Annotated in this window: 13 protein-coding genes; 8 read left to right on the top strand and 5 right to left on the bottom strand. The window is 64.7% G+C overall.

Annotated elements, in window-relative coordinates:
* The first annotated feature begins 53 nt into the window (after positions 1-53).
* From ACVJGD_RS32035 to ACVJGD_RS32010, 6 genes are all read left to right on the top strand, one after another.
* Entirely contained in the window at positions 54-851 is a 798-nt protein-coding gene (locus ACVJGD_RS32035) for a TauD/TfdA dioxygenase family protein (protein ID WP_456637956.1), read from the top strand.
* Between the two features lie 240 nt (positions 852-1,091).
* The gene (locus ACVJGD_RS32030; protein ID WP_456640443.1) at positions 1,092-2,687 is read left to right on the top strand and encodes an ABC transporter substrate-binding protein; all 1,596 of its coding nucleotides are present in this window, start codon (positions 1,092-1,094) and stop codon (positions 2,685-2,687) included.
* A gap of 216 nt (positions 2,688-2,903) precedes the next feature.
* Positions 2,904-3,851: an ABC transporter permease gene (locus tag ACVJGD_RS32025; protein WP_456637955.1), complete on the top strand. Its 948-nt coding sequence runs from the start codon at positions 2,904-2,906 to the stop codon at positions 3,849-3,851.
* Between the two features lie 3 nt (positions 3,852-3,854).
* Positions 3,855-4,748, top strand: coding sequence for an ABC transporter permease (locus tag ACVJGD_RS32020; protein ID WP_456637954.1), 894 nt, complete (start codon positions 3,855-3,857; stop codon positions 4,746-4,748).
* Positions 4,748-5,761: an ABC transporter ATP-binding protein gene (locus tag ACVJGD_RS32015; RefSeq protein WP_456637953.1), complete on the top strand. Its 1,014-nt coding sequence runs from the start codon at positions 4,748-4,750 to the stop codon at positions 5,759-5,761. Before ACVJGD_RS32020 ends, ACVJGD_RS32015 begins: the two co-directional genes overlap by 1 nt.
* The gene (locus tag ACVJGD_RS32010; RefSeq protein WP_456637952.1) at positions 5,758-6,756 is read left to right on the top strand and encodes an ABC transporter ATP-binding protein; all 999 of its coding nucleotides are present in this window, start codon (positions 5,758-5,760) and stop codon (positions 6,754-6,756) included. Before ACVJGD_RS32015 ends, ACVJGD_RS32010 begins: the two co-directional genes overlap by 4 nt.
* A gap of 95 nt (positions 6,757-6,851) precedes the next feature.
* On the opposite strand, the gene ACVJGD_RS32005 is transcribed toward ACVJGD_RS32010, so the two are convergent.
* The 4 genes from ACVJGD_RS32005 to ACVJGD_RS31990 all read right to left on the bottom strand — a co-directional run bounded on the left by ACVJGD_RS32005 (position 6,852) and on the right by ACVJGD_RS31990 (position 13,178).
* Positions 6,852-8,825, bottom strand: coding sequence for an acetyl/propionyl/methylcrotonyl-CoA carboxylase subunit alpha (locus tag ACVJGD_RS32005; protein WP_456637951.1), 1,974 nt, complete (start codon positions 8,823-8,825; stop codon positions 6,852-6,854).
* Complete coding sequence (locus ACVJGD_RS32000) at positions 8,822-10,438, bottom strand: acyl-CoA carboxylase subunit beta (RefSeq protein ID WP_456637950.1); 1,617 nt, start codon at positions 10,436-10,438, stop codon at positions 8,822-8,824. The genes ACVJGD_RS32005 and ACVJGD_RS32000 overlap by 4 nt, the downstream gene beginning before the upstream one ends.
* Positions 10,439-10,578: 140 nt before the next feature.
* Positions 10,579-12,180, bottom strand: coding sequence for an AMP-binding protein (locus tag ACVJGD_RS31995; RefSeq protein ID WP_456637949.1), 1,602 nt, complete (start codon positions 12,178-12,180; stop codon positions 10,579-10,581).
* A gap of 131 nt (positions 12,181-12,311) precedes the next feature.
* Positions 12,312-13,178 (bottom strand): 3-keto-5-aminohexanoate cleavage protein, encoded by an 867-nt coding sequence (locus ACVJGD_RS31990; protein ID WP_456637948.1) that lies wholly within the window; start codon positions 13,176-13,178, stop codon positions 12,312-12,314.
* A 197-nt stretch (positions 13,179-13,375) separates the two neighbouring features.
* Between ACVJGD_RS31990 and ACVJGD_RS31985 the strand changes: the two genes are divergently transcribed.
* Both ACVJGD_RS31985 and ACVJGD_RS31980 read left to right on the top strand, forming a co-directional pair.
* Complete coding sequence (locus tag ACVJGD_RS31985) at positions 13,376-14,218, top strand: universal stress protein (RefSeq protein WP_456637947.1); 843 nt, start codon at positions 13,376-13,378, stop codon at positions 14,216-14,218.
* A gap of 107 nt (positions 14,219-14,325) precedes the next feature.
* Positions 14,326-15,549, top strand: coding sequence for an ABC transporter substrate-binding protein (locus ACVJGD_RS31980; RefSeq protein WP_456637946.1), 1,224 nt, complete (start codon positions 14,326-14,328; stop codon positions 15,547-15,549).
* Positions 15,550-15,697: 148 nt separating this feature from the next.
* Here ACVJGD_RS31980 and ACVJGD_RS31975 read toward each other — a convergent pair whose 3' ends face one another.
* Positions 15,698-16,504, bottom strand: a complete 807-nt coding sequence (locus ACVJGD_RS31975) for a helix-turn-helix domain-containing protein (protein WP_456637945.1) — start codon at positions 16,502-16,504, stop codon at positions 15,698-15,700.
* Positions 16,505-16,612: the final 108 nt, after the last annotated feature.

Raw genomic sequence — 16,612 nt, 5'->3', positions numbered from 1 at the left:
TCCGCGATTTACCCTAATCCTTGCGTAACAAGAAAATCTGGGGAGAACGGCCGATGGACGTGGTCCGGGTGGGTCCAGGATTCGCTGCGGAAATTCGCGGCGTGACGCTCGACGATGTCGTAAGGAGCAATGCCGCCTATGCTGCAGTGCGTGCGGCGTTTGAAGCGCACTCCGTCCTGGTGTTTCGCGACCAGAACGTGTCAGATGAAAAGCAATTGGCGTTCTCGCGCCGTTTCGGCCCTCCGGAAGTGACAAAGGTCGGTTCCATGGGAACGGGATCGCATTTCGTGATCCTGACGACCATCGGTCCCGACGGCAAGGTGGTGGCGCCCGATCACCGGCAGGCGCTGCGCAGCAAGGCCAACCAGCTCTGGCACACGGACTCCTCGTTCAAGCGCGTGCCGGCTCTGACCTCGATCCTGTCGGCGCGGGTCATTCCCGATCATGGCGGCGAAACCGAATTCGTCTCCACCCGCCTTGCGTTCGAGCTGCTCGACGAGAGCCTGGCAAAGCAGCTCGAAAACTCCTTCGCCTGGCACTCCTACGCGCATTCGCGCGACCAGATCGCGCCCGGCCTTGCGACGCCCGAGGAGATGGCGGTGCTGCCGCCGACGTGCTGGCGCATGGTGTGGCGCAACCCCGTCAACGGCCGCGGCGCGCTTTATCTCGCATCGCACGCTTATGCCATCGAAGGCATGGGCGCTGCCGCCGGCAAGAAGCTGATCGATGAACTCATGGCGGCGACCACCGCGCCGGGGACGGCCTATCTGCATAAATGGCGGCAGGGAGACGTCGTGATGTGGGACAACCGCGCCACCATGCATCGCGGGCGGCCGTGGCGCGGCACATGAGCCGCGGCTGATGATCCGCACCACGATCTCGGCGACCGAGGCCGACGGTCTCGCCGCCATGGGCCTGCCGTCGCCGCAGGCCGCGGAATAGCGCGGCCGCATTGCGGCGCCTGATGTCGCAGGCGTGGCATTTCATCCGAATTGCCGACCCTCATGCACACGACGCTGGTTGCTCAGACCTCACACCATGGTATCCTCCATGCCAAATCGGCCATAGAGACCGAACGTCGGGAGGAAATGATGCGGAGCGTGCGAGCGCTTGCCGTGGCGGCGCTGTGTTGGCTTGCGACTTACGATGTTTCGCTGGCGGGGGAACCGAAGTCCGGCGGCATCCTTCGACTGTACCATCGCGACAGTCCGGGCAGCGCCTCGATCCATGAAGGCGCGAGCTATTCCTTCAACGTTCCCTTCATGCCGGTGTTCAACAACCTGGTGATCTTCAACCAGCATGTTGCGCAGAACAGCGTCGACACGATCGTGCCGGAACTCGCAGAGAGCTGGGCCTGGAGCGACGACAAGAAGAAGTTGACCTTCAAGCTGCGCAAGGACGTCAAATGGCATGACGGCAAGCCGTTCACGTCGGCCGACGTCAAATGCACCTTCGACCTCCTGATGGGCAAATCGCAGCAGAAGTTCCGCCAGAACCCGCGCAAGTCCTGGTACGACCAGGTCAACGATATCTCCATCAATGGTGATTACGAGGCCTCCTTCAACCTGAAGCGGCCGCAGCCGGCGCTATTGTCGCTGCTCGCCTCCGGCTATACGCCGATCTATCCCTGCCATGTCACGCCGGCGGAAATGCGCACCAAGCCAATCGGCACGGGTCCGTTCAAGTTCGTCGAGTTCAAGGCCAACGAGTCGATCAAGCTGACGAAGAACCCGGACTACTTCAAAAAGGGCCTGCCCTATCTCGACGGCATCGAATTCAACATCGTCCCGAACCGCTCGACGGCGATCCTGGGCTTCGTCTCCGGCAAGTTCGACATGACGTTCCCGACCGAAGTGTCGATCCCGCTGCTCAAGGACGTCAAATCGCAGGCGCCCAACGCGGTGTGCGTGGTGGAACCGAGCAACGTCTCCACCAACATCATCATCAATTCGTCGGCGCCGCCGTTCGACAATCTCGATATCCGCCGCGCGCTGGCGCTCGCCATTGACCGCAAGGCGTTCATCTCGATCCTGTTCGAGGGCCAGGCTGACGTCGGCGGCACCATGCAGCCCGCGCCGGCCGGACTGTGGGCGATGCCCAAGGAGATGCTGGAGACGATCCCGGGCTACGGCCCCGACGTCAACGCCAACCGCGAACAGGCGCGCAAGCTGATGCAGAAGGCGGGCTACGGCCCCGACAAGCATCTGCAGATCAAGGTGTCGACCCGCAACATCCCGATCTACCGCGACCCCGCCATCATCCTGATCGACCAGATCAAGAGCATCTATATCGACGCCGAGCTCGACGTCGTCGACACCGCGCAATGGTTCCCGAAGGTCGCGCGCAAGGACTATTCGCTCGGTTTGAATCTCACCGGCAATGCGGTCGACGAGCCCGACCAGTCCTTCTACGAGAACTATTCCTGCGAATCCGAGCGGAACTACACCAATTACTGCAATCGTGAGATCGAAAAGCTGTTCGGCCAGCAATCGGCCGAGACCGACGTCGACAAGCGCAAGAAGCTGGTGTGGGAGATCGACAAGAAACTGCAGGAAGACGTGGCGCGGCCGATCATCCTGCACAGCCGCACCGGAACCTGCTGGCAGCCCTACGTCAAGAACGTGACGGTGATGTCCAACAGCTCCTACAACGGCTACCGTTACGAAGACGTCTGGATGGACAAGTAAGGTGTATCCACGGCGGGGCTGCTCCCCCTCTCCCGCTTGCGGGGGAGGGCCGGGGTGGGGGTCTCTCCACGAGTCGTTGAGTGGAGAGAGCCCTCACCCGGCGCTCGCCATAGCCGAAGCTTCGCTTCGGCGTGTCTTAAGGACGGCCGCCAAGGCGGCCTATGCCTCTCCCGCAAGCGGGAGAGGTGAAGGAAGAGTTAAAAGGAGAGTGGCCAGGTGCTAGCCTATATCGTCAGGCGCCTCTTCCTGATGCTCGTGACCCTGTTCGGGATCTCGGTCATCATCTTCGTGCTGCTGCGCGTCGTGCCTGGCAACATCGTCGATATCCTGTTCGACGCCGCCGGCTATGTCGATCCTGCCGACAAAGCCAATCTGGAGAAGGAGCTCGGCCTTAGCGACCCGATTGTCGTGCAGTATCTCAAGTGGATCGGAGGCCTGTTGCACGGCGATCTCGGCTATTCCTATGTCTCGGAGAAGCCGGCGCTGCAGGAGATCCTGCCGCGAATCCCGATCACGGCGAAACTCGCCGGCCTTGCGCTATTGTTCTCGGCCTCGATCGGGATTCCCTTGGGCGTGCTCAGCGCGGTGCATCAGGGCACGCGGCTCGACTATGCGCTGCGCGTGGTCAGCCTGAGCGGACTGTCGCTGCCGTCATTCTGGCTCGGACTTCTGGTCCTGATGGCTTCGGTGTCGATGCTCGGCTGGATGCCGATCTTCAACCCCAATCCACAGACCTGGGCCGAGGCGTTCGCGATCTACTGCATCCCGGCGATGGCGGTCGGCTTCCGCAGCGCGGCTTTGACCATGCGCATCACCCGCTCCTCGATGCTGGAGATCCTGCGGCAGGACTATATCCGCACCGCCCGCGCCAAGGGCGCCTCCGAGGCTTCCGTCAACTATCACCACGCGCTGAAGAACGCGGTGCTGCCTGTCATCACCGTGATCGGCATCGAGGCGGCGTTCCTGATCGGCGGATTGATCGTCACCGAGACGGTATTCAACATCCCCGGCGTCGCGCGCTTTTTGGTCGAGGCGCTGCGCTGGCGCGATTACCCGATCGTGCAGAACCTCGTGATGTTCATCGCGGTCGTCGTGGTCGTCGTCAACTTCACGGTCGACATGCTCTACGCCGCGATCGACCCGCGCATTCGCTACGGAGATTAATTCTTGGCCGTTATCAACTTTGACGCCGAACTGAAACGCGCCGGCGCTGAGGCCACTCATGGCTGGCGGCGGCTGACGTTCCTTGCGCAGCGTTACCTGCTCGGCACGGTCGGCCTCGTCATCATGGTGCTGTTCGTCGCGATGGCGCTCTCGGCCGACCTGATCAGCCGGTACGATCCGCTTGCCGTCGATTCGGCGCATCGCCTCGCCGCCCCGGACGCACGGCACTGGTTCGGAACCGACTCCTTCGGCCGTGACGTCTGGAGCCGCATCATCTATGGCGCGCGCATCTCGCTTGCGGTCGGTATCGGCTCGACCGCGCTCGGCGCCTCGATCGGCGTCATCGTCGGGCTCGCCTCCGGCTATCTCTCCGGCTGGGTCGATCTGTTGTTCCAGCGCATCACCGACATCCTGCAGTCGCTGCCGCTCCTGGTGCTGGCGCTGGTGATGACGGCGGCGCTCGGCCCGTCGCTGCCGAACGTCATCATCGCGATCGCGATCCCGCTGATCCCGACCGTGGCGCGCGTGATCCGCGCCAACACGCTGGCGCTGCGCGAGCTGCCGTTCGTAGAGGCGGCCAAATCGATCGGCATGAGCGAGATGCGGATCGCGCTCCGCCACGTGCTGCCGAACACGCTGGCGCCGCTGATCGTGCTCGCGACCGCGCAGCTCGGCTCCACCATCCTGACGGAGGCGTCCTTGTCGTTTCTTGGCCTCGGCATTCCCGAACCCTATCCATCGTGGGGCCGCATGCTTTCGGAATCGGCCGCCGAATATGTCCGCGTCGCGCCGTGGCTTGTGATCTTTCCGGGGATCGCGATCAGCCTCGCGGTATTCGGCACCAATCTGTTCGGCGACGCTCTGCGCGACATCCTCGATCCAAGGCAGCGCGGCTGATGAGCGGAACAAGCAAGGGAGAAACGGTGCTCGAGGTGAAGAACCTGAAAACGGTGTTCTTCACCAATTCGGGATTGTTTAGGGCGGTCGACGATGTCTCCTTCAGCGTCCGCCGCGGCGAGACGCTGGCAATCGTCGGCGAATCCGGCTGCGGCAAGAGCGTGACCGCGCTCTCGGTGATGCGGCTGGTGCCGGATCCGCCCGGCAAGATCGTGGGCGGCGAGATCGTGCTCGAAGGCAAGAACCTGCTCGCGCTCGATGACGAAGCGATGCGCGAGATCAGGGGTAATCGTATTTCCATGATCTTCCAGGAGCCGATGACCTCGCTCAATCCGGTGATGCGGATCGGCGACCAGATCACGGAAGCCTTGCGCCTGCACCAGGACATCGGCGGCAAGGAGGCCTGGAAGCAGGCGGTCGACATGCTGCGCCTGGTCCGCATCCCCGAGCCGGAGCGGCGCGCGCAGGAATATCCGCACCAGCTCTCGGGCGGCATGCGCCAGCGCGCGATGATCGCGATGGCGCTGGCCTGCCGGCCTGCGCTGTTGATCGCGGACGAGCCGACCACTGCGCTGGATGTGACGATCCAGGCGCAGATCCTGGCGCTGATGGTCGATCTGCAGAAGAAGCTCGGTACCGGGCTGATCCTGATCACGCATGATCTCGGCGTGGTCGCGCAGACGGCGCAGCGCGTAATCGTGATGTATGCCGGCAGGAAGGTCGAGGAAGCAAGCGTCGAGGCGCTGTTCGAGAATCCGCTGCATCCCTATACCCGCGGCCTGATGGCCTCGATCCCAGCCGTGCCCTCGCTCGATGCAAAAGCCGACGCGCGGCTGGTCGAGATCCCGGGCATGGTGCCGTCGCTGACGAAGCTGCCGACGGGCTGCGCATTTGCGCCGCGCTGCCGGTTCGCAATCCCGCGCTGCCGCGAGGAATATCCGCCGCTCGGCGATTTCGGCGGCCAGCACCTTGCCGCCTGCTGGCGCGCGGGCGAGATGGCGGAGGCGTCATGAGCGCGACAAGCCCGCTGCTGGAGGTCACCGACCTCGTGAAACACTACCCGGTGCGCGGCGGCGTGCTGCGCCGGCAGGTCGGCACCGTGCATGCGGTCGATGGCGTCAGTTTTTCGCTGGCGCCCGGCGAGACGCTGGGGCTGGTCGGCGAATCCGGCTGCGGCAAATCGACGGTGGCGCGCAGCGTGCTGCGATTGGTCGAGCCGTCGAGCGGCGAGATCCGGCTGAACGGCGAGGCGATCACGCGCTTGAGCAAATCGGAGCTGCGTCCCTACCGCCGCTCGATGCAGATCGTGTTCCAGGATCCGTTCGCCTCGCTCAACCCGCGCATGACCGCGGGCGACATCGTCGGCGAACCCTTGAGCGTGCATGGCCTCGCCTCGGGCGAACGGAAGCAGCAACGCGTCGCGGAACTGTTTCAGCAGGTGGGCCTGCGGCCCGACCAGATGAAGAACTATCCGCACCAGTTCTCCGGCGGCCAGCGCCAACGCATCTGCATCGCCCGCGCGCTCGCGCTCGGGCCGAGCCTGATCGTCTGCGACGAGCCGGTCTCCGCGCTCGACGTCTCGATCCAGGCCCAGGTGATCAATCTGCTGATCGACCTGCAGCGCCAGCGTAACTTTTCCTATCTGTTCATCGCGCACGACCTCGCCGTCGTCGCCCATATCAGCCACCGCGTCGCCGTGATGTATCTCGGCCGCATCGTCGAGATATCGGACAAGGCCGAGCTGTTCGCCAATCCGCGCCATCCCTACACCCAGGCGCTGCTCGCCTCGGTGCCGGTCGCCAATCCCCGGATCAAACGGCTGACGCCCTTGGTCGAGGGCGACGTGCCGAGCCCGATCAACCCGCCCTCCGGCTGCGCCTTTCATACGCGCTGCCGCTACGCGATGGACCGCTGCAAGCTGGAGCGCCCGCCGCTGGTGGACGCGAGCCATGGGCATCAGGTCGCGTGCTGGCTGAATGAGGGAACGGGACGAGCGAACGCGCCGTAGCGCCGTAGGGTGGGCAAAGCGAAGCGTGCCCACCATCCACGTTCGGTGCAAGACAGGTGGGCACGCTGCGCTTTGCCCACCCTACGCATTCCCGCTCAAGCCGCCGCTTCGATCTCTACCACGATGCGGCCCGTCGTCACCTGTTCGCCCTCGGCGACGTCGATCGCCGACACCGTGCCCGCGACGCCCGCGGTGTGCACGTGCTCCATCTTCATCGCTTCCAACGTCATCACCGGCTGGCCGGCGGCGACCTGCTCGCCCGGCTTGACCAGCACCGCGACGACGCGGCCGTTCATGGCGGCGCGCACCTTGCCGTCGCCATTGGCTCCTGCGGCGGCTTCCGGCGGCGCCAGCGTCAGGTCGCGAACCGCGAGCGTGACGTCGTGGTGCAGGATGTAGAGACGATCGCCATCGCGCAGGAACTTTGCCCGTCCCATGAGACCGTTGGTGCGATAGCGGATCGCATCCAGGCCGAGCTCATCGAGCTCGAAGCGCTGCTTGTGTCCCGCAACATCGGCGACATAGGAGCCGTCGCGCTCGCGCACGATCTCGACCTCGCAGCGGCCGCGGCCGAGATCGATGCGCAATGAAAGCGGGAATGTCGCGGCAAGCGAGCGGCCGCTCCGCCAGGACGGCGCATGCGGATGCGTGACGTAAAGCAGCAGCGCTGCCAGCGCCGCATCCGTGCTCACGTCCGCCCGCGGTGCCAGCAGGTCGCCCCGATGCGCCGCGATGAACGATGTTGTGGCCTCGCCCTTGGCGAAGGCCGGATGGCGCAGGCAGGAGATCAAAAATCCCTGGTTGGTGGTGACGCCGAAGGCTTCGACCTGCTCCAGCGCGACGATCAGCCTGCTGCGCGCTTCGCGCCGGTCGGCGCCATGGCTGATGATCTTGGCGATCATGGAGTCGTAGAACGGCGGAATCTCCGAACCCGATTGCAGCGCATGCTCGACGCGGACGCCTTGCGGCATCTGCCAGTGCGCCATCCTGCCGGACTGCGGCATGAAATCATGGTCCGCATCCTCCGAGCACAGCCGCACCTCGATCGCGTGACCGGAGAATGTGATCTCCTCCTGCCTCACGCCGAGCGGCTCGCCGCGGGCGACACGCAACTGCAGCTCGACCAGATCGAGCCCGGTGATCGCCTCGGTGACGGGATGCTCGACCTGCAGGCGCGTATTCATCTCCATGAAATAGAAGTCGCCATTGCCGTCGAGCAAAAATTCCAGCGTGCCGGCGCCTTCATAGCGGAGCGCCTTCACGGCCTGGACCGCGACCGCACCCATCCGCGCCCGTAATTCGGGCGACACCGCCGGCGACGGCGCCTCCTCGATCAGCTTCTGATGCCGGCGCTGCACCGAGCAGTCGCGCTCGCCGAGATGGATGGCGTTGCCATGGCGATCACCGAACACCTGGATCTCGATGTGGCGGGGATCGACGATCGCGCGCTCCAGAATGACCGTCGCATCGCCGAAGGCACCCAGCGCCTCCGAGCGCGCGCTGCGCAGCGCATCGGGGAACGAGGCAGCGTCGAGGACCAGCCGCATGCCACGCCCGCCGCCGCCGGCGACCGCCTTGATCATCACGGGAAAGCCGATCCGCCTGGCTTCGGCGAGCATGACCTCGTCGCTCTGGTCGGCGCCCTGGTAGCCGGGAACGCAGGGCACGCCGGCCTTTTGCATGATCTCCTTGGCGCCGGCCTTGTTACCCATCGCACGGATCGCCTCCGGCGAAGGGCCGATGAAGACGAGGCCGGCGTCGCGGCAGGCCCGCGCGAACTCCTCATTCTCGGCGAGAAAGCCATAGCCGGGATGCACGGCGCCGGCGCCGCTGGCTTTTGCCGCCGCGATGATCGCATCGGTGTTGAGATAGGATTGCGAAGGCAGCGCCTCGCCGATGCGCACCGCATGATCGGCCTCGCGCACATGCAAGGCATCGCGGTCGGCATCGGAATAGACGGCAACCACGCCGTAGCCGAGCCGCCGCGCCGTGCGCATGATCCGCAGTGCGATCTCGCCGCGATTGGCGATCAGGATCCGGTAGAACATCCCACCCCCTTCACGACTCATGGCCGCGCCACCGAGAACTGCATGCGCTGGGGCTCACGCGCTTCCGCCTCGCGGCAGATCGCAAGCACCTCGGCGAGCACGCTGCGGGTGTCGCGCGGATCGATCACGCCGTCGTCGAGCACCCGCGCGCTGGTGGAGAACACGTCCATCTGGCCGTCGAACACGCCGATGATCTCGGCCTTCATCGCCTCCAGCTTCTCTTTCGGGATCGGCTTGCCACGCCGCGCGGCGGCGGCTTCGGTGACGATCGCCATGGTCTCGGCGGCCTGCTCGCCACCCATCACGGCGGTCTTGGCATTGGGCCAGGAGAAGCAGAAGCGCGGATGGAAGCCGCGGCCGCACATGCCATAATTGCCCGCACCGAACGAGGCGCCGCAATAGATCGTGATCTGCGGCACCGTCGCCGAGGTCACCGCCTGGATCATCTTGGAGCCGTGCTTGATCATGCCGGCCTCCTCATAGGCCTTGCCGACCATGTAGCCGGTGGTGTTGTTCAGATAGAGCAGCGGCGTGCGCGACTGGCAGCAGGCCTGGATGAAATGCGTCGCCTTGTTGGCGCCGGGCACATCGAGCGGGCCGTTATTGGTGACGATGCCGATCGCCTGCCCCTCGATGCGGGCATGGCCGCAGATCGTGGCCGGGCCATAATTGGCGCCGAACTCGGTGAAATCGGAATCATCGATGAAGCGGGCGATCGCCTGGCGCATGTCGACGGGGCGCTTGTGATCCATCGGCATGATGCCGAGCAGCTCCTCGGCGTCGTAGCGCGGCGGCTTGAATGAATTTTGCGGCGGCTTGCGCCGGTCCCATTCGAGGCCCGCCATGATGTCGCGCGCGATCCGGATCGCGTCGCGGTCGTCCTCGGCGAGGTAATCGCCGAGGCCGGAGATCGAGGTGTGCATCTCCGCGCCGCCGAGTTCTTCCTCGGTTGCGATCTCGCCGGTCGCGGCTTTCAGCAGCGGCGGCCCGGCGAGGAAGGCGCGGGTGCGGCCGCGCACCATCACGATGTAATCGGAGAGCCCGGTCTGATAGGCACCGCCGGCGGTGGACGAGCCATGCGTCACCGTGACGACCGGCAGGCCGGCGGCCGACAATCGCGCGAGGTTGCGAAAGATGTTGCCGCCTCTGACAAAATCCTCGACGCGGTAGCGCAGGAGATTGGCGCCGGCGCTTTCGACGAGCTGCACATAGGGCAGCTTGTTCTCCAGCGCGAGTTCCTGCACCCGCAGCGTCTTGTCGAGACCGTAGGGTTGCAGCGCGCCGGCATCGATGCCGGCATCGTTCGCGCTGACCATGCAGCGGATGCCGGAGACGAAGCCGATGCCGGCGATCAGCCCGCCCCCGGGCACGCTCTTGTCCGCGTCGGCGACGTCGAACATGTAGCCGGCGAGCGTCGACAGTTCGAGGAAGGGCGAGCCGGGATCGAGCGCGAGCGCCACCCGTTCGCGCGGCAGAAGCTGCCCGCGCTTGTGGAAGCGGTCCTTCGCGGCAGCGGACGCCGCGCGCGTGCGCTCTTCCAGGCCGCGCATACGGGAGATCAGCGCGAGCATGCCATCGCGATTGGCCTGGAAGGCGACGCCGGAGGGCGAGATGGTGTTTTCGATAATGGCCATGGGCTCAACTCACGCCGTCATTCCGGGGCGCGCGCAGCGCGAGCCCGGAATCCATCGGGCCGCAGGCGCCGTGGAGAAATGGATTCCGGGCTCGCGCCAAGAGGCGCGCCCCGGAATGACGGCGGTGTTTTTGGCGGACATCACGCGCTCTTCTCCGCAAAATACTCACCATACGCCTGCCGCAATTCGACCTTGCGTAGCTTGCCGGTCGCGGTCATCGGCATTTCCTCAAGGATACGCACCAGTTTCGGCACCTGGAAGCCGCCGAGATGCTTTCGGCAATGCTCGATGATATCAGCTTCGTCTGCCACCGCATTCGGCTTCAGCTTGACGAAGGCGGAGACGGCTTCGCCCCATTGCGGGTGCGGCAGGCCGACCACCGCGGCGTTCTGCACGGCGGGGTGTGCGAGCAGGGTCTCCTCGATCTTCACGGAAGCGACGTTCTCGCCGCCGGACTTGATCATGTCCTTCTTGCGGTCGAGGAACAGCACCTCGCCATTCGCGTCGATCAGCGCGAGGTCGCCGGTGTGATGCCAGCCGAACTTGCGCGCCTCCTCGGTCGCCTTCGGGTCCTTGTAATAGCCCATCATCACGTTCGGCCCGCGATGCACGAGTTCGCCGACCTCGCCGCGCGGCAGGAGATTGCCGTTGTCGTCCATGATCGCGGTCTCGTTGACGATCAGCGACTCGCCCCAGTAATTGCCGAAACGATCGAGCTGCACTTCGGGCCGCGACATCGTGGTCGCCGGATACATCTCGGTCTGCCCGCTGGAGAGCACGAAGTTCGGGCAGAGCTCGGCGATGGCGCGCTCCAGCAGCGGCTTGCCCATCGGCGCCATGGTGTAGATGCAGCAGCGCAGGCCGGAAAGATCGAACTCCCGCCGCCGCGGATGGTCGAGGATCGCCTGGTACATCAGCGACAGCCCGACGAACACCGTGAGCTTGTCGCGGACGATCGCTTCCATGCAGACCACCGGATCAAAGCCGCGCATCAGCGCCATGCGACCGCCGACCGAAAGGTAGCTCAGCAGCAGCACGTGGCCGGCGCAGTGGAACAACGGAAACTGGCCGGTGATCCCGTCGTCGCGCGAGAGCTGCATCTCGATGCAATTGCTCATGACCGCCATAACGACAGCGAGATGGCAGTGCATCGCGCCCTTCGGCCGCGACGTCGTGCCGGAGGTATAGATGATCATGGCGAGATCGCGGTCGTTGATCTCGATCTCCGGCTCGACGTCGGATTGCCCCTCGATGAGATCGTTGAAGTTCTCAAGTCCGGTGGCAGCGGCCTTGCCGGTGAGATCGATCGCGATCATCCCGATGCCGCGCTGTTCCAGCGCCGCGCGCCGCTCTGCTTGCGCATGCAGATTGTCGTCGATCAGCGCGAAGCGCACCTCGGCATGGCCGAGGATGTAGTCCATATCTGATGGCCCGAGCATGGTGTTGATAGGCACCCAGACCAGGCCCGCGCGATGAATGCCGAACAGCGCTTTGACGAATTCGACCGAGTTGTTGCAGATCGTCGAGATTTTCTCACCCGGCTTCAGGCCGCGCTGCACGAGGTAGTTGGCAAAGCGGTTGGCGTCGCGCTCGAGCTCGGTGAAGGTGACGCGACGCGCGCCGTCGGTGAGCGCGATCCGATCCGGAAAGCGCCGCGCTGCGCGCTTGAGGAGATCGCCGATTGCCACCCGGCCGATCTGCCCCGGACCCGGCACGCCGCCGGTTGCTGCGAGATCGTCCATTTGATTCCCTCCCCTCGACCAGCCGTCATTCCGGGGCAGCCCGCAGGGCTGAGCCCGGAATCCATTGCGCCGCCCGCGCGTACGGCCCGATGGATTCCGGGCTCGCGCTTCGCGCGCCCCGGAATGACAGCCTAATGCCTCACCCCGAAAATCTGCCGTGCCTCGGCGGGGCTTGCGATCTCGCGCCCAGCCTTCCGTGCGCAGGCCGCGATCGCCTCGATCAACTGGCCGTTAGATGTCACCTTGGTGCCATCAGCCAGATAGAAGGTGTCTTCCAGCCCGGTGCGCAGGTGCCCGCCGAGATCGGCGGCGCGCTGGTGCAGCGGCCAGATCTCACCGCGGCCGATCGCGGTCACCTGCCAATGCGCGTCCGGCGCCTTCAGCTTCAACAGGATCGGCAGCAAGTCCGGATCGGCCGGCATGCCGGAAGCGACGCCCATCACGAAATTATATTCGAGCGGGCCGGAATACATGCCGGTCTGTCGGTACATGCCGACGCAGCGCACGATGCCGACGTCGAAACATTCGAATTCGGGAATCGTGCCGGCGCCCTTCATCACATCGAGATAGTCCTGCACCTTCTCGACCGCGTTGTCGAACAGCATCGGCGGCCAGGCCCAGGTATTGTCGGCCTTGACCTTCAGATAATTCAGCGAGCCGGCGTTGCAGGCGGCGATCTCGGGCTTGGTTTCACGGACGCAATCGAGCGCACCCTGGTAGTTCGGGCCGGAGGTGCCCGTGGTGTGGTTGATGATGACATCAGGGCAGGCCTCACGGATCGCCTGCTGGATCTCCTTGCTGACGCCGACCTCCCAGGACGGCAGATGGCCCTTGCCCGGCGCCTGCTGGCGAAGGTGGATATGCATGATGCTGGCGCCGGCGTTGAACGCGGCCCTGGCCTCGCGCGCCATCTGTTCCGGCGTCACCGGCACGTTGTGCTGTTTTGGATCGGTCAGCACGCCGTTCAGCGCGCAGGTGATAACGGCCTTGTCGCTCATGCATCCCGTCCAACGTGTTTGAATGGCTCGATTTTTTGCATGATGCGGGATTTGGCCGGGACCCTCTTGCGTTGACTGGCTATTGCCGGGCTCGCGGTCCGATCACCGTGGCAATAGCGCGCACGGAGGTTTGTTCTGAATCAAACCCGGACGCCGCGGCCGGGCTATGAGTTTCCTTAAATCCTGGGAGACATGACATGGCCTACAAGGACCTCCTCTTGACGCTCGCGAGCTACCCCGAAACGACGCCGCCGTCGGCGATCGATCTTGCGACCGATTTCGCCGCCGCGATCGGAGCCAAGATTTCCGCGATCGGCTGCGAGATCCGCGTCGCCGTGCCCGGCAGCTTCCTGAGCCCGGCGCTGCTCGACGTTCCCGGAATCGCCGCCAGCGACGAGAAGAAATCGCGCCTTCAGGCCGAGGCTTCGCTCGCCGCCTTCCAGGCCTCAGCGGAAAATCGCGGCGTCTTCGAAGAGCGCATCCTGGAGCGTTGCCTGACATCCGAGCAGCGCGAGCTATTGGTCGACTATGCGCGCCTTCGCGACCTCACCATCATTCCGGTCCAGGAGAACGCCCTGTTCGGCGCCTGGAATGCTGAGCCCCTCATCTTCGAATCCGGCCGCCCCGTCCTGCTGCTGCCGCCAACCAGCCGCAAGCCGTTTGCGCTGGATACGGCGACGGTGGCCTGGGATTTCAGCCGTCCGGCCGCGCGCGCGGTCGCGGATGCGCTGCCGCTGCTTAAGCAGGCCAAGCGCGTTCACATCGTGACGGTGACCAACGAGAAGCGCATCGACACCAAGCGGTCCGGGCCGGAACTTGCAAAACATCTCGCCCGTCATGGGGTCGAGGTGATCCTCGACACTGTCGATGCCGCGGGGCGCACGGTCGCGCACGCGCTGGAAGCCGCGCTGACCAGCCATGACAGCGATCTTCTGGTCATGGGCGCCTTCGGCCACTCCCGCTTCCGGCAATTCGTCCTCGGCGGCGCCACGCTCAGCATGATGTCGCGGCCGCCGCTGCCCGTGCTGCTTTCGCACTAATGGCGGAAGCCGCCAGCGGATTGACGCAAGACCGCGCGTACGATGTGGCCTAGGCTTCCGCCAAAAGCAGCCTCGCAAAGAACGGGTTGCGACCGCGGGAGGACGTCATGGGCACGATTGATCGTCGCGCGCTGTTGGCCGGCTCGGCTGCCATCGCGACAACCGCATTCACCGGCCTTCATGCCTCCCGCGCCGGGGATACACCCGGCGTCACCGCCACCGAGATCAAGATCGGCAGCACGACGTCGCTGAGCGGCCCGGTCTCGGCGCTGGGTGTGCAGGCGCGCTGCCAGGACGCCTATTTCCGGATGATCAACGAAAAGGGCGGCATCGGCGGACGGCAGATCAAGTACATCTATTATGACGACGCCTTCAATCCGGCGAAGACGGTCGAGCAGGTGCGGCGGCTGATCGAGAGCGACAATGTCGCGTTCCTGTTCAACATGCTCGGCACGGCACCGAATTCGGCCGTCGTCAAATACATCAATGCGGCCAAGGTGCCGCATCTGTTCCTCTCGGTGAACGGCGACAAATGGGGCGACTACCAGAGCTATCCCTGGACCATGGGCTTTGCACCGAGCGCGCGGATCGAAGCGCAGGTGTTCACCAAATATGCGCTGAGCCAGAACGCGAATGCGAAATTCGCCGTGCTCTATCAGAATGACGACCTCGGCAAGGATTTCGTCAGCGGCGTGAAGGATGTGCTGGGGCCGCGCTTCGGCTCCGCGGCGGTCGCCGTATCGCACGAGGTCACCGACCCCACCATCGATTCGCAGATCGTGACCTTGCGCAACAGCAATCCGGACGTCCTGATCTCGGGGACCACGGCGAAATTCGCGGCGCAGGCGATCCGCAAACTGTTCGAGCTCGGCTGGAAGCCGATGCATTTCGTCACGAGCGGCGCCGCCTCGATTTCCTCGACCATCATGCCGGTCGGTCCGGAGAAGGCGCAGGGCCTGATCTCCTCGGCCTATGTCAAGGACGTGTCCGACCCCGCCTGGGCGGAAGATGCCGGCATCAAGGATTTCCTCGATTTCATGGCGAGGTATTTTCCGGACGGCAATCCGAAGGAGGCCTATAACCTCTATGCCTACACCGTGGCGCAGGTGCTCAAGATCGTGCTCGAACAGTGCAAGGGCGATTTCAGCCGCGACAACATCATGAAGCAGGCCAACAGCCTGAAGGACGTCGAGATCCCGACGCTGCTACCTGGCATCCGCGTCAACACCAGCCCGACCAACCACCACCCGCTGCAGCAGATCCAGTTGCAGCGGATCGAGGGCACCGGCTGGACCCGGTTCGGCGAGGTGATCCAGGGGGCGAATCTCTAACGTCGTCCGGAATCGTAGGGTGGGCAAAGCGAAGCGTGCCCACCATTGCGAGCACCGTGTTTGATGGTGGGCACGCTTCCGCCTTCGCTTGTGCGAACCACCGTGCGTGCAGTCGCTTTGCCCACCCTACGGCTCCGTCATGGCCGGGCTAAGAGGCGGCCGCCTCCGTCAACGATCCGCTGCTGCGATAGATCGCCAGATCGCGCGAGCCGGAGAAGATCGCGCGCGGCTTCAGGCCGTAGAAGCGGCGGATCGAGTGACTGAAATGGGTGGAGTCGGGATAGCCGATGTCCTGCGCGAGATGGGCGAGGTTGATGTCCTGATTGGCGAAATGCAGGAGATGCCGGGCCCGCTTCCAGGCGCGGAAGGAGCGGAACGAGATCCCGGTCTCCTCCTTGAACAGGTGCAGGAAGCGCGAGGGCGATAGCGAGGCCTCCGCCGCGCAGTCCGCCGCCGTCACCGGTTCGCCCGAGAATTTGCCGATACGCGCAATCGCCCGCACCACGCGCGGATCAAGCCTACGCTGCGGCAGCGCCTGGCCGAAGCACATGATGTCGAACTCGGCGTTCGAAAGGTCATCGCTATATTGCCGCCGTGCCAACGCGGCATAGGCGGCGCGGATGCGGTCGGCGAAGACTTGGCTTTCCGGCCCTATCAACTGACGAGCGAACGACTCGAGCGCGCCGATGCGGACGCTTTCGGGCTCGATGGCGACGCAGATCGCCGAACGATAGTCGCTCGCGATGGTATGGCGCAGGTTCGGCATGGTCACGACGAGGTCGCCATAGGATTCGCGGCCGTCGCTGGTCGCAAGGTGCAGGCCGCCCTTGATCGCGACATAGACATGGAATGCGCCCGGACAGCGCTCGCGCGGCCGGCCGAGCAGTCCGGCATAAAACACGCGCTCCGGCGTGATCAGCATCAAATGGCCTACTTCGCGGGCTTGGTCGTCCATGGTGGTTCCTCCTCGCGCGGCTCTTTCGGCCGCTGCGGCGCCAACCATAGCGGAAATCTGACTGAAGTCACCGTTACAAATGGGCGAACAAATGAACGGCTCTCACCG

The sequence above is a fragment of the Bradyrhizobium sp. USDA 10063 genome (assembly GCF_054063735.1).
The sequence above is the reverse complement of the archived record's forward strand: the minus strand, read 5'-3'. Positions and strand labels throughout refer to the sequence as shown.